The sequence below is a fragment of the Streptomyces sp. NPDC001443 genome, from assembly GCF_053597355.1.
The window spans coordinates 202273-215873 of sequence record NZ_JBSFIA010000004.1 but is presented as its reverse complement, the minus strand read 5'-3'; the positions used below and the strand labels follow the sequence as shown (position 1 = coordinate 215873).

The following is a 13601-nucleotide window of genomic DNA, read 5'->3' as shown; positions in this document are numbered from 1 at the left end:
CCGCCGTCGAGGCCGCCGCGCAGGCTTCCCGGTCACGGCGACCGCCCTGCGGCGGCAAGCACCCGACCGCCGTCCCCCGGAGCACCCCGTGGCGGGAAACACGCCGGGCCCGCGCGGCCGGAACCCCGCACGGCCGACGCACCAGGCCCACCGGGCGGGGACCCCGCAAGGTCGACACGCCGGAGCCGCCCGGCCGGGACCCCGCACGGCGCTGGCGGCCCCCGGTCACCCGCGCGGCGGCAAGCACCCGACCGCCGTCCCCCGGAGCACCCCCGTGGCGGGAAACACGCCGGGCCCGCGCGGCCGGGACCCCGCACGGCGCTGCCGGCGCCCTCGGCTCAGCCCCGCAGCGTCTCCTCCAGCTTCCGTGCCACGCCGGCCGCCTCCTCGCTCGGCAGGGGCGCGCCCTCGGGGTCGGTGACGTAGAAGGCGTCCACGGCGTTCGAGCCGAGCGTCGAGACGTGCGCGCTGCGCATCCGCACGCCCGTGTCCTCCAGCGCCGAGCCGATCCGGAAGAGCAGCCCCGGGGCGTCCTGGGCCCGTACCTCGATCACCGTGGCCAGGCGGGAGCCCGCGGAGGCGACCGTCACGCGCGCGGGGGGCGCGACGACGCCCCGGCGGCGCGGGTAGGCGGCGTCGCGCTCGGCGAGCCTGGTCGCGATGTCCAGCGAGCCGTCCAGGGCGCGTACGAGGTCGGCGCGCAGCCGGGCGGCCTGCGGCAGGGAGCCGTACTCGGCGGCCACCCGCCAGTCCAGCAGCAGGACGAAGCCGCCGACGCCGTCGGGCAGCGGCAGGGCCCGCAGTTCCGCGGTACGGACGGTGAGCCGGTGCATGGCCAGTACGCCGGCGACGGCGGGCAGTACCCGCGGCTGGTCGGGTACGGCGATGAGCAGTTCGACCCCGAGCGGTTCCGGCTCCTGCGCGTCGGACGGCTCCTCGTCGGCCGGCGGTTCGGTCTGCGCGCGCAGCGCCAGCACCGGACCGCCGGTGCGGCAGGCCTCGATGGCGAGCCGCTCCTGCTCGGCGGTGGCGAGGACCGCCTCGGGTTCCGCGGGCTCGTCCCCGGCCAGTACCGCCGCCACCCGTTTGACCAGGTCGGCGACGAGTGATCCGCGCCAGGACGACCAGGCGGCCGGGCCGGTGGCCAGCGCGTCCGCCTCGGTGAGGGCGTGCAGCAGTTCCAGCGTGCCCTGGCTGCCGACCGCCTCGGCGACGAGGCGCACGGTGGCCGGGTCCTCCAGGTCGCGCCGGGTCGCGGTCTCGACGAGCAGCAGGTGATGGCGTACGAGGGTGGCGAGCACGGCCACGTCCTGGCGGTCGAAGCCGATCCGCGCGGCGACGTCCTTGGCGATGATCTCGCCGGCCACCGAGTGGTCGCCGGGCCAGCCCTTGCCGATGTCGTGCAGCAGTGCGGCGACCAGCAGGAGGTCGGGGCGGCTGACGCGGCGGGTGAACGCGGAGGCGCGCACGGCGGTCTCGATGAGGTGCCTGTCGACGGTCCAGATGTGCACGGCGTTGCGCTGCGGACGGCAGCGCACCCGCTCCCAGTCGGGCAGCAGCCGGGTGATCAGGCCTTCCGCCTCCAGCGCCTCCCAGACCTCGACGGTCGGCTCGCCCGAGCCGAGCAGCGTCACCAGTTGCTCGCGCGCCTCGGCGGGCCAGGGCGTGGGCAGCGGACGGGTGGTGGCCGCCAGGCGGCGGACGGCGTGCAGGGAGAGCGGCAGGCCGGCCTGTGCGGCGGCGGCCGCGGCCCGCAGCGGGAGTACGGGGTCGCGTTCGGGGCGCGCGGTGCGGGCGAGCACCACCTCGCCGTCCTGCTCGACCACTCCCTCGGCCAGCGGGGAGCGTTCGGCGACCGGCTTGCCGCCGCCGAGCATGGCGCGCAGGCGCGGCCGTACGGCGCGCGAGCGCAGCACGCGTCCCACTTCCCGCCAGGTGACGTCGCTCGCGTAGGCGATGACCCGTGCCGCCTCGTAGACCTGCCGCAGCAGCGTGTCGGCGTCGAGCAGACCGAGCTCGCCCGCCACCTGGTCCTGCTCCTGGAGCGCGAGCCGGTCGGTCGCGCGCCCGGTGGCCAGATGGAGGGCGTCGCGTACGTCGAGCAGCCGGCGCCGGGCGTCGGCGAGGCCCTCGCGCGGGGCGTCCGCGAGCCAGGAGGCGGCGACGGCGCGCAGGGCGGTGGCGTCGCGGAGCCCGCCGCGCGCCTCCTTCAGGTCGGGTTCGAGCAGGAACTGGAGCTCGCCCTGGCGTTCGGCCCGTTCGGCGCACAAATCCCGGAGTTCGGGGAGGCGTTTGGGCGCCTGGTTGCGCCAGTCGGCCAGTACGGCCGTGCGCAGACCGGCGGTGAGGCCGAGGTCGCCGGCGAGGTGCCGGGCGTCCAGCAGGCCGAGCTGGACCTTGAGGTCGTCGGCCGCCGTCCTGCGGGCCTCCGCCGAGGTGCGCACGGAGTGGTCGAGGGAGAGACCGAGGTCCCAGACCGGGTACCAGAGGCGGTCGGCCAGCGCGGCGACCGCGGCCGGGTCGCCGCCGTCGTGCAGCAGCAGGAGGTCGAGGTCGCTGCGGGGGGACAGTTCCCCGCGTCCGTAACCGCCGACCGCGACGAGGGACACGCCGCGCAGCGCCCCGGCGCCCGCGTCGAACAGGCCGGTCAGCCAGTCGTCCGTGAGCTCGGCGAGGGCGGCACGGCGCGGCGGCCCGGACCGCGCCCCCTCGGTGAGGAGGCGCAGCCGGGCCGCCGCGTAGCCGCTGGGTCCCGAGTCCTCTGTTTCCTTGCGCACGTCCGTACTCGTCACCCGGCGACTCCTGTCCGTCTTCTGTTTCAGAGCGCGTCCGGCCCGCGCTCGCCGGTCCGCACCCGTACGGCCGTCTCGACCGGCAGGGACCAGACCTTGCCGTCACCGATCTTGCCGGTCCGGGCCGCCTTGACGATGACGTCGATCAACTGCTCGGCGTCCTCGTCCTCGGCCAGCACCTCTATGCGGATCTTGGGTACCAGGTCCACGGTGTACTCGGCACCCCGGTAGACCTCGGTGTGTCCCCGCTGCCGACCGTAGCCGCTCGCCTCGGTGACCGTCAGTCCGTGGACCCCGAAGGCCTGGAGGGCCTCCTTGATCTCGTCCAGCCGGTGGGGCTTCACGACGGCGGTGATGATCTTCATGCGTCCACCTTCTTGCTGGCAGTGTCGGCCACCCCGGCCGGGACGGCGGTCCGGGCGGCGCCGCCGCCGGCACCGCTGAAGTCGTATGCGGTCTCGGCGTGCTCGGCCTGGTCGATACCGGCCACCTCGTCGTCCTCGGAGACGCGCATGCCGATCGTCCGGTCGAGGAGGAAGGCGAGGACCGCGGAGACGACCAGTGAGTAGCCGAGGACCGCGAAGACACCCGCGCACTGCTTCCAGAGCTGGTCGAAGGTGTGGTCGCCGTAGAAGACGCCGGTCGCCTTCGACTGGCCCTTGCCGGTGGCGAAGAAGCCGATGAGCAGGGAACCCACGACACCGCCGACCAGGTGGACACCGACGACGTCGAGGGAGTCGTCGTAGTTGAACCGGTACTTCAGTCCGACGGCCATGGCGCACAGCACACCGGCGATGGCGCCGACGGCGATCGCACCGAGCGGGGAGACCGCACCGCCCGAGGGGGTGATGGCGACGAGACCCGCGACCGCGCCGGAGGCGGCGCCCAGCGTGGTGAACGCGCCGTGCCGGATCTTCTCGTAGGCGAGCCAGGCCAGCATGGCGGCGGCGGTGGCGACCTGCGTGTTGACGAACATCAGCGCGCCGACGCCGTCGTCGTTGCCGAGCCACGAACCGGCGTTGAACCCGAACCAGCCGAACCACAGCAGACCGGCGCCGAGCATGACCAGCGGAAGGCTGTGCGGACGCATCGGGTCCTTCTTGAAGCCGACCCGCTTGCCGATGACCAGGATCACGCCGAGCGCGGCGGCGCCCGCGTTGATGTGGACCGCCGTACCGCCGGCGAAGTCGATCACACCGAGCTCGTAGGCCCAGCCGCCGGCGCCCCAGACCCAGTGCGCGACCGGGAAGTAGACGACCGTGGCCCACAGGGTGATGAACAGCGCCCAGGCGCTGAACTTGACGCGGTCGGCGAGCGCACCGCTTATGAGGGCGGGCGTGATGATCGCGAACATCAGCTGGAAGACCATGAATACGAAGATCGGGATGGTGTATCCGTCCCACAACTCCGTCAGGCCGATGTTGCTGAGGCCCACCCAGTCGGAATTCCAGCCGATGAATCCACCGGAATCGGTGCCGAAGGCGGCGGAGAAGCCGTAGAGGACCCACAGGATGGTGATGATCCCCAGGCTGATGAAGCTCATCATCAGCATGTTCAGCGTGCTTTTGACGCGGACCATGCCCCCGTAGAAGAAGGCCAGACCCGGGGTCATGAGCATCACCAGGGCGGAACAAATGAGCATGAAGCCTGTGTTGGCCGGCGACAGCGTGGCGTCTGCCGCAAGCGTGATGGCTGGTGCCATCGGCGTCTCCTCGTCGTTGGTACGGACCCGTGCGGGCGAAGCCTGAGCGGAATGAGGGGTGGGCCGGTTATGCGCCATGAGATTGACGCAGCGCCGTTTCGGTCGACGCCCCTCGTTGTTTCGCCGCGGTGACGAAGGCACCTTGTGTGTTACGCCTCGATGAACCGCCGGATTACGGGCGCGGGGATCGTTATCTTGGCGCAACCTTCGATGAAGGAAAGAAACCGGCCGCGGTCGGCCTTCCGATGACCTGGCGTGGGGGAGCCGAGTCGGGCAGTTCGGGAAGGCCGGCCGCGGCCGGGGTCGTGCGGGTTCAGACCGCTTCCGCGGTCTCGGGCAGCTCGACGGCGAGCTTCTCCGTCAGATCGACGATCTCGGCGAGATCCCCGAAATCGCGTACAGCGGTGTCGACGGTCTTTCGGATACGTGTGTTGACGCGCTCGGAGCGGACCTTCTTCGCGATGCCCATCGCCTCCTCGGCGAAGCCCGTGCTCCGCTCGGGTTCGCGCCGCAGCAGGTGCACGGTGGCCATGCCGATCAGGTTGAGTGCGTACGACCGCTGGTGCTCGCGGTCCTGGCCGAACAGCTCGACGGCGCGCTGCATGAGGGGCTCGGCCAGGGAGGCGTAGGTGGGGCTGCGGCCGGCGACGTACGCGAGGTCGCGGTAGGAGTGGGAGTTCTCGCCGTACAGCTCGGCCTCGGAGAAGAAGCGGATCCAGTCGGGGTCCGGCTCGTCCCACTCGTCGGCATCGGCGAAGGTGTCCTCGGCCATCCGCACCGCCCGCTTGCACTTTCCGGGCTGGCCCATGTTGGCGTACGCGCGGGCCTCCATCGCATACAGCATCGACTGGGTGCGCGGGCTCGCGCAGTCACGGCTGCCGTACTGCGCGAGGTGGATCAGCTCCAGGGCGTCCTCGGGCCGTCCCAGGTGGATCATCTGACGGCTCATGCTGGACAGGACGTACGAGCCGAGCGGCTTGTCGCCGGCCTCCCGCGCCGCGTGCAGGGCGAGGACGAAGTACTTCTGGGCGGTGGGCTGAAGTCCGATGTCGTAGCTCATCCACCCGGCCAGCTCGGCCAGTTCGGCGGCGACCTTGAACAACTTCCGGGCGACGGGCTCGGGCTGGGACTCCTGGAGGAGGTCGGTCACCTCGTGCAGCTGGCCGACGACGGCCTTGCGGCGCAGACCGCCACCGCACTGGGCGTCCCACTGCCGGAACATCACCGTGGTGGACTCCAGCAGCTCCAGCTCGGGCCCGGACAGCCGGCCGCGGGCGCGGGCGGCCGGCGTGGGATCGGGCTCGGGCTCCTGGCGCGGGCCGGGCAGCGTGGGCACCAGCCAGCGCTGCATGGGCTCGATGAGGGCCGGGCCCGCGGCCAGGCCCAGCGAGGTGCCGAGGAAGCCGCGCCGGGCCAGCATCAGGTCGCTGCGCGAGAACTCGCTGAGCAGGGCCACGGTCTGCGGGCCGGTCCAGGGCAGGTCGACACCGGACACGGACGGCGACTGGCGTGCCGTGCGCAGGCCCAGGTCCTCGACGGAGACGACGCAGCCGAAGCGCTCGGAGAACAGCTCGGACAGGATCCTGGGGATGGGCTCACGGGGGTTCTCGCCGTCCAGCCAGCGGCGCACCCGCGAGGTGTCGGTCGAGATGTGACTGGCGCCCAACTGGCGGGCCCGGCGGTTGACCTGGCGCGCGAGCTCGCCCTTGGACCAGCCGCTGCGCACGAACCACGAACCGAGCATGTCGTTGGGGCGCTTCTCAGCGTTCGCTCCGCTTCCGCCGTTGCCGCCCACTGGAACGCCCCCATCCCTGAGACCACTTGTCACTGACTGCGCCAAGCCCTATCAGAATGCCGGTGGATGCGGCCGTCCGTCCCGGGGTTGCCACCCTTCGAACGGAAAGCCGGGTTGCCTCCGGCATACCCACAAGCGCGTGCGCCTTCAGGCCTCGTGCACACAAAGTAATCCTACGATCACTCGCCCACCACGAGGATCCCTCAAACGCCACCATTCGCCACCCCTTCGAATGAACTCACGACGGCCTCTACGCGATTCACTTGACACAGGACGGCCGGGAGTGAGCAGAGAGGTGCACACGGGGGCGCGCGTCGCCGCACACGCAACCCCGAACGCCTCAAAGCGCCGTCCGCATCGCGCGGCACCAGGGAGCGGGAACACGCGAAGTCACGCAGAGTGATGAATGGCGTTCATCTCGTAACCACCGGTGCGTCGGACCCGTTGGAGGGGGCATGGGCTTCACGATCGGCAGCAGTCTGGGTATCCGTGACATCCGGTCCGCCTCGCGCCGCCGCGGCCGCTCGTCGGAGTGCACCGCCGTGGCCGAGTTCACCGGGCTGTGGGGCTGGGACGTCGTGCCCGGCGCCAGGGCCGCCGCGGGCGCCTGCTCCTGCGGCCGCCCCGACTGCCGGGCGCCGGGCGCGCATCCGCTCGACTTCGCGCCGGCGATGCCCGCCGGGGCCACGCTGGACCAGGTGACCAAGGCGTGGGCCGAGGTCCCGGGGGCCGCCGTGATGCTTCCGGTCGGCCGCGCGTTCGACGTCGTAGAGGTGGCCGAGGCCGCCGGGCGCCGCGCCCTGGTCCGGCTGGAGCGCATGGGACTGCCGCTCGGCCCGGTCACCGCCACCCCCGAGGGTCGCGCCCAGTTCTTCGTCGCGCCCGGTGCCGCCGCCGAGCTGCCCGCCCTGCTCTACCGCATGGGCTGGGACGACCCGACCGCCCTGGACCTGCGCGGCCTCGGCCCGGGTGCGTACGTCACCGCGCCCCCCTCCGACCGCGGCGGCCTCGGCCCGGTGCGGTGGCTGCGCCCGCCCGGCCTGGACTCGGCGAGCAGGCCGCCCGAGGCCCGGCTGCTGCTCGGCACGCTGGCGTACGTGGCCCACCGGTCCCGAGCGTGAACCGGCCCCCCGCGTGAACCGGTCCGAGGCGCTCCGGGGGTGACGCGCTCCCGGGCGGGAACCCCGGCCGAAGGAGCCGGACGGCCCGTAACCGGACCGAGGAAGTCGGACGGCCCGTGACCGGGCCACCCACGACGAAGGGCCCCGCCGCATCTGCACCATGCGGTGGGGCCCTTCTCCGGTCGGGGACCCGGCCGGGCGTTCGCCCAGGGGGCCGGGTGGCCCGTCGTTCACCGGCCGGACGGCCGGGTGGGGATCACTCCCCGATAAGGGCATCGACGAAAGCTTCCGGCTCGAACGGCGCCAGGTCGTCGGCACCCTCGCCGAGCCCGATCAGCTTGACCGGCACGCCCAGCTCGCGCTGGACCGCGACCACGATGCCGCCCTTGGCCGTGCCGTCCAGCTTGGTCAGCACGATGCCGGTGATGTCGACGACCTCCGCGAACACCCGGGCCTGCACGAGTCCGTTCTGCCCGGTGGTGGCGTCGAGGACGAGCAGTACCTCGTCGAGCGGGGCCTGCTTCTCGACCACGCGCTTGACCTTGCCCAGCTCGTCCATGAGTCCGGTCTTGGTGTGCAGCCGGCCGGCGGTGTCGATGAGGACGACGTCCGCCCCCATGTCCTTGCCCTCCTTCACCGCGTCGAAGGCGACGGAGGCGGGGTCGCCGCCCTCGGGCCCGCGCACGGTGTGGGCGCCGACCCGATCGCCCCAGGTCTGGAGCTGCTCGGTGGCGGCGGCACGGAAGGTGTCGGCGGCGCCGAGGACGACCGTCCGGCCGTCGGCGACCAGGACCCGGGCGAGCTTGCCGGTGGTGGTGGTCTTGCCGGTGCCGTTGACGCCGACGACCATCACGATGCCGGGCTTGCTGGTCTCGGGCTCGGTCTTGACCGTACGGTCGAAGTCGGTACCGACCAGCGTGAGCAGTTCCTCGCGCAGCAGACCGCGCAACTGCTCGGGGGTGCGGGTGCCGAGCACCTTCACCCGCTCGCGCAGCCGCTCGACCAGCTCCTGGGTGGGCATCACGCCGACGTCGGCGGTGAGCAGCGTGTCCTCGATCTCCTCCCAGGTGTCGTCGTCGAGGTGCTCGCGCGACAGCAGGGTCAGCAGGCCCTTGCCCAGGGCGTTCTGCGAGCGGGAGAGACGGGCGCGCAGGCGGACGAGGCGCCCGGCGGTGGGCTCCGGGATCTCGATGACCGGAGCCTCGACGGGAGGCTCCTCGACGGCCACCGGGGCCGAGGCCTCCGGAAGATCCACCTCCTCTATCGTGCGCCGCGGTTCTTCACGCGGCGTCTCGGCCTCTTCGCCGACCTGCGGTTCGGCCGGAGGCGCGGTGATGTCGGGCGCCGAGGGCGGCGGCGGGGGCAGCGACTTCGTCCGTCGACTGCCGACGACGAGCGCGCCGATCGCGGCCAGCGCGACCACGGCGATGACTACAGCAAGGATGACGGTTTCCATAACCCGTCCAGTATCTGTCATGGACCCGGGCAGGGCCCAGCTTGTGGTTTCCTCCAACCCGGCGCGCCGCCCGACGGCCCCGGCCCGGGCGGGCCGCGACATAGCAATCTGACGCATCGTCAGCTACCGTCCCCCTCGCCGACCCGAAGGGGGACCCATGCCCGTCACCGTCGTACGCCTCAATCTCGTCGCCCCCGACGCCACGCCCACCGCGCTGCACGAGCGCTACGCGGCGGCCCTGGAGCTGGCGCGGTACGCCGACGACCACGGGATCACCACCGTGCAGACCGAGGAGCACCACGGCGTCGCCGACAACTGGCTGCCGTCGCCGTTCGCCTTCGCGGGCGCCCTGCTCGGCGCGACCCGACGGCTGGCGGTGACGGTCTCGGCGGTGATCGGCCCGCTGTACGACCCGCTGCGGCTGGCCGAGGACATCGCCGTACTGGATCTGCTGAGCGGCGGGCGGCTGGTGACCGTCGCCGGGATCGGGTACCGGCCCGAGGAGTACGCCATGTTCGGGGTGGACTGGCGGCGGCGCGGCCGGCTCCAGGACGAGCTGCTGGAGACGGTGCTGAAGGCGTGGACCGGCGAGGAGTTCACCCACCGGGGCCGTACCGTGCGGGTCACCCCGCGCCCGTTCACCGCACCGCATCCCCTGCTGCTGGTCGGCGGTTCGTCGCGGGCCGCCGCGCGCCGGGCCGCGCGCCTGGGGCTGCCGTTCTTCCCCAGCGCGCATCTGCCGGAGCTGGAGGCGTACTACAAGGACCGGCTCGCGGAGTACGGCACCGAGGGCTGGACCATGATGCCCGCGGCCGAGACCCCGCTGCTGCACATCGCCGAGGACCCGGACCGGGTCTGGGCCGCGTACGGGAGCCACTTCCTGCACGAGGCCCGTACCTACGCCTCCTGGCAGTCCGGTGACATCCGGTCGGCCGTGCGGTCCTCGGCCACCACGGTGGAGGAGTTGCGCGCCGAGGGCGTGTACCGGGTCCTGACACCGGAGGAGTGTGTGGCGCAGGGCCTGGACAACCTGGTCCTGCACCCGCTGGCCGGCGGGATGCCCGTCGAGGAGGGGCGGCGCAGTCTGCGGCTGTTCTGCGAAGAGGTGCTGCCCCGGCTCAGTGACTGAGCCGGGGCAGCACCTCCTACGGGAACGAGGAGAGGGGCAGCGGGGACTTGCCCTTCTCCCCGAGTTCACGGGGCGGGCGGTCAGCCCATCTCCTCCAGCGCCTTGCCCTTCGTCTCCTTCACGAACTTCAGGACGAACGGGATGGAGAGCGCGGCGAAGATCGTGTAGATCACGTAGGTCGCGGAGAGGTTCCAGTCGGCCAGCGACGGGAAGCTCGCGGTGATGGCCCAGTTGGCGATCCACTGCGCGGAGGCGGCCACGCCCAGGGCGGCGGCGCGGATCCGGTTCGGGAACATCTCGCCGAGGAAGACCCAGACGACCACGCCCCAGGACAGGGCGAAGAAGAGGACGAACACGTGGGCGGCGATCAGGGCGACCCAGCCCTGGGTGGCCGGCAGCTTGCCGTCGACGAGGTCGAACGAGAACGCCCAGGCCTCCAGTCCGAGGCCGATGACCATACCGACCGAACCGATGAGGGCCAGCGGCTTGCGGCCGATGCGGTCCACGAAGATCATCGCGATCACGGTACCGATGATGTTGATGATCGACGTGGTGAAGGAGTAGAAGAACGAGTCCGTCGGGTCGACGCCGACCGACTGCCACAGCGTCGAGGAGTAGTAGAACGCGACGTTGATGCCGACGAACTGCTGGAAGACCGACAGGCCGATACCGATCCAGACGATCGGCTTGAAGAAGAAGGAGCCGCCGAGCAGGTCCTTGAAGGTGGACTTGTGCTCGCTCTTCATGGCGAGCTCGATCTCGGCGACGCGGGCCTTCAGGTCGGTCCTGTCGCCCTCGACCTCCTTGAGGACCTCGCGGGCGCGCTCCTCCTTGCCGACGGAGATCAGGAAGCGCGGCGACTCGGGGATCGCGAAGGAGAGCAGGCCGTACAGGGCGGCCGGGACGACCATGACGCCGAGCATGACCTGCCAGGCCTCCACGCCCAGCAGCTCACCGCGCTGGTCGCCGCCCGCGGCGTTCAGGATGCCCCAGTTCACCAGCTGCGAGATGGCGATGCCGACGACGATCGCGGCCTGCTGGAAGGAGCCGAGACGACCGCGGTACGCGGCCGGGGAGACCTCGGCGATGTAGGCGGGGCCGATGACGGAGGCCATGCCGATGGCGAAGCCGCCGACGATGCGCCAGAAGGCGAGGTCCCACAGCGCGAACGGCAGTGCGGAACCGACCGCGCTGACCGTGAACAGGGCGGCGGAGATCTGCATGCAGCGGATGCGGCCGATGCGGTCGGCTATCCGGCCCGCGGTCGCCGCGCCGATGGCGCAGCCGATCAGGGCGATGGCGATGACCTGTGCCAGCGCTGCGGAGCCGATGTCGTAACGGCTGCGGATGGCCTCGACGGCACCGTTGATCACAGCACTGTCGTAGCCGAAGAGGAAGCCGCCCATCGCGGCCGCGGCCGCGATGAAGATGACATGCCCGAGGTGATCGGGGTGAGCCGTCCTGGCTCCGGGTGGGGGTACCTGCGCTGTGCTGGTCACGTCTGACTCCTCGGGCCACCGGCCTCGCTGCCGGGATGTGGGGGCAAGCCCTTGGGTGATGGTTCCAGTGGCGCACAAGTTCACGCCTGCCACCACCTGAAGGTAAAAGCAATGTCGCAGAGATTATGCCTTCAAGTTTCGAAGTTAATAATCCTGAGAGTGTGAGCTTATGGACAGGTCGTGCCCACCAAGTGTTCAAGTAGTGAACTGATTAGGGATGCGAGGTTACACTGATGTAGCCTGCACGCAACTAGCGAAGGCGCTGGGAGATGACCTTCGAGACACCGTCGCCCTGCATGGACACGCCGTAGAGCGCGTCGGCGACCTCCATCGTGCGCTTCTGGTGCGTGATCACGATCAGCTGCGAAGCCTCCTGGAGCTCCTGCATGATGCGGATCAGGCGCTGGAGGTTGGTGTCGTCCAGCGCGGCCTCGACCTCGTCCATGACATAGAACGGACTCGGCCGCGCCTTGAAGATCGACACCAGCAGCGCGACGGCCGTCAGCGACCGCTCACCACCGGAGAGCAGCGACAGCCGCTTGACCTTCTTGCCCGGCGGCCGTGCCTCGACGTCCACACCCGTGGTGAGCATGTTGTCGGGGTCGGTGAGCAGCAGCCGCCCCTCTCCGCCCGGGAACAGCCGGCCGAAGACGCCTTCAAACTCCCGTGCGGTGTCCCGGTACGCCTCGGTGAAGACCTGCTCGACCCGCTCGTCGACCTCCTTCACCACCTGGAGGAGGTCCGCACGGGTCTTCTTCAGGTCCTCGAGCTGCTCGCTGAGGAACTTGTGCCGCTCCTCCAGGGCCGCGAACTCCTCCAGGGCGAGCGGATTGACCTTGCCGAGCTGCTGGTAGGCCCGCTCGGCGGCCTTCAGCCGCTTCTCCTGTTCCGCCCGTACGAACGGCCTGGGCCGGTTGCGCGGGTGCTCCGGATCGTCCGGCAGCTCCTCGCCCTCGGCGGCGGGCGAGGCCGGCACCGGTTGGTGCGGGCCGTACTCGGACATGAGTCCCGCCGGTTCCACACCCAGTTCCTCCAGCGCCTTGGTCTCCAGCTGCTCGATCCGCAGCCGCTTCTCGGCGCCGAGTACCTCACCCCGGTGAACTGAATCCGTCAGTTTGTCGAGCTCCGCCTTGAGGTCACGTCCGGCGGTGCGGGCGACGACCAGTTCCCGCTCGCGCTCGGCCTTGGCGGCCTCGGCCGCGGTGCGCTCCTCGTCCGCCCGCCGCAGCGAGACCTCGACGTGCTCCAGGAGCTGCCGGGCGCCCGAGGCGACCGCCTCCGCGACGGCCGCCTCGTGCCGCAGCCGGGCGCGCCGCTGCTCCGCACGCGCGCGTGCCTCGCGTTCGGCGCGGGCCGCCCGGTCCAGGGAGTCGGCCCGTCCGGCGAGCGACTTGACCCGCTCCTCGTGCGTACGGACCTGGAGCCGCGCCTCCATCTCGGTCTGCCGGGCGTTGGCCCCGTCCGCGGCCAGCCGGTCGCGCACGGAGGTGTCCGGTTCCTCCTCGACCGGCATCTCCTCCGCCACGGCGAGCCGTTCGGCGAGCTCCTCCGCCTCCAGTACGGCCTTGTCGAGCGCGTCCTGCGCCCGGGCCGCGGCCGCCGTGGACCGCTCGGCCTCCCCGGCGGCACCCCGGGCCTGTCCGGCCAGCCGCCCGAGCTGCTGCGCCACGGCCGACTTCTCCCGGTCGGCGGCCCGGCGCCGCTCCCCCAGCTCCTCGACGAGCGCGGCACACTCCGCGCGCCGGGCGACGGCCGCCTGCTGCGCCCCGGCCAGTTCCTCGCACCGGACGGCCAGCACCTCCAGCTCGGCGGCCGCCTCGTCCACCGACGCCTGGACCTCCAGCAGACTGGGCGCGCCGGCCGACCCGCCGTGCGCGAAGTGCGTGCCCAGCAGGTCGCCCTCGGCGGTGACGGCGGTGAGTTGGGGGTGGGTGCCGACCAGATCCACGGCCTCGTCGAGGGTGGCGACGACGACGATCCCGCGCAGCAGCCGCCGCACGGCGGGCATGAGGTCGGCGGGGGCCCGGACCAGGTCGGCGGCGAAGGGCGGCCGGTCCGTGGCGGGGGACGGTGGTACGTCGTCGACGGCCGGTGGTACGTCGTCGTG

Annotated in this window: 9 protein-coding genes; 2 read left to right on the top strand and 7 right to left on the bottom strand. The window is 71.8% G+C overall.

The genetic code is table 11. From position 1 onward, the window contains the following. Window positions 1-338: 338 nt before the first annotated feature. The 4 genes from ACWC24_RS07660 to nsdA all read right to left on the bottom strand — a co-directional run bounded on the left by ACWC24_RS07660 (window position 339) and on the right by nsdA (window position 6289). The gene (locus ACWC24_RS07660; RefSeq protein ID WP_450661907.1) at window positions 339-2792 is read right to left on the bottom strand and encodes a [protein-PII] uridylyltransferase; all 2454 of its coding nucleotides are present in this window, start codon (window positions 2790-2792) and stop codon (window positions 339-341) included. 26 nt (window positions 2793-2818) lie between these two features. After that, window positions 2819-3157, bottom strand: coding sequence for a P-II family nitrogen regulator (locus tag ACWC24_RS07655; RefSeq protein WP_450661906.1), 339 nt, complete (start codon window positions 3155-3157; stop codon window positions 2819-2821). Continuing rightward, window positions 3154-4494, bottom strand: coding sequence for an ammonium transporter (locus tag ACWC24_RS07650; protein ID WP_450661905.1), 1341 nt, complete (start codon window positions 4492-4494; stop codon window positions 3154-3156). Before ACWC24_RS07650 ends, ACWC24_RS07655 begins: the two co-directional genes overlap by 4 nt. A gap of 313 nt (window positions 4495-4807) precedes the next feature. Beyond that, window positions 4808-6289: a transcriptional repressor NsdA gene (nsdA, locus tag ACWC24_RS07645; RefSeq protein ID WP_450661904.1), complete on the bottom strand. Its 1482-nt coding sequence runs from the start codon at window positions 6287-6289 to the stop codon at window positions 4808-4810. A 455-nt stretch (window positions 6290-6744) separates the two neighbouring features. Here nsdA and ACWC24_RS07640 point away from each other — a divergent pair, with 455 nt between their 5' ends. Next, window positions 6745-7410, top strand: coding sequence for a bifunctional DNA primase/polymerase (locus ACWC24_RS07640; RefSeq protein ID WP_450661903.1), 666 nt, complete (start codon window positions 6745-6747; stop codon window positions 7408-7410). Window positions 7411-7666: 256 nt separating this feature from the next. Here ACWC24_RS07640 and ftsY read toward each other — a convergent pair whose 3' ends face one another. Further along, window positions 7667-8866, bottom strand: a complete 1200-nt coding sequence (gene ftsY / locus ACWC24_RS07635; RefSeq protein WP_450661902.1) for a signal recognition particle-docking protein FtsY — start codon at window positions 8864-8866, stop codon at window positions 7667-7669. Between the two features lie 157 nt (window positions 8867-9023). Here ftsY and ACWC24_RS07630 point away from each other — a divergent pair, with 157 nt between their 5' ends. Then, the gene (locus ACWC24_RS07630) at window positions 9024-9995 is read left to right on the top strand and encodes an LLM class flavin-dependent oxidoreductase (protein ID WP_450661901.1); all 972 of its coding nucleotides are present in this window, start codon (window positions 9024-9026) and stop codon (window positions 9993-9995) included. An 80-nt stretch (window positions 9996-10075) separates the two neighbouring features. Here the strand turns inward: ACWC24_RS07630 and ACWC24_RS07625 are convergent, their stop codons facing one another. After that, window positions 10076-11494, bottom strand: coding sequence for a sugar porter family MFS transporter (locus tag ACWC24_RS07625; RefSeq protein ID WP_450661900.1), 1419 nt, complete (start codon window positions 11492-11494; stop codon window positions 10076-10078). Window positions 11495-11744: 250 nt separating this feature from the next. Beyond that, window positions 11745-13601: AAA family ATPase (locus ACWC24_RS07620; protein WP_450661899.1), on the bottom strand; the 1857-nt coding region annotated here is incomplete at its 5' end.

Excerpts from the sequence above, each read along its gene's own strand:
- ACWC24_RS07640 (WP_450661903.1), top strand. The coding sequence starts at position 6,745 with ATGGGCTTCACGATCGGCAGCAGTCTGGGTATCCGTGACATCCGGTCC.
- ACWC24_RS07655 (WP_450661906.1), bottom strand. The coding sequence starts at position 3,157 with ATGAAGATCATCACCGCCGTCGTGAAGCCCCACCGGCTGGACGAGATC.
- ACWC24_RS07630 (WP_450661901.1), top strand. The coding sequence starts at position 9,024 with ATGCCCGTCACCGTCGTACGCCTCAATCTCGTCGCCCCCGACGCCACG.
- ftsY (WP_450661902.1), bottom strand. The coding sequence starts at position 8,866 with ATGGAAACCGTCATCCTTGCTGTAGTCATCGCCGTGGTCGCGCTGGCC.
- ACWC24_RS07650 (WP_450661905.1), bottom strand. The coding sequence starts at position 4,494 with ATGGCACCAGCCATCACGCTTGCGGCAGACGCCACGCTGTCGCCGGCC.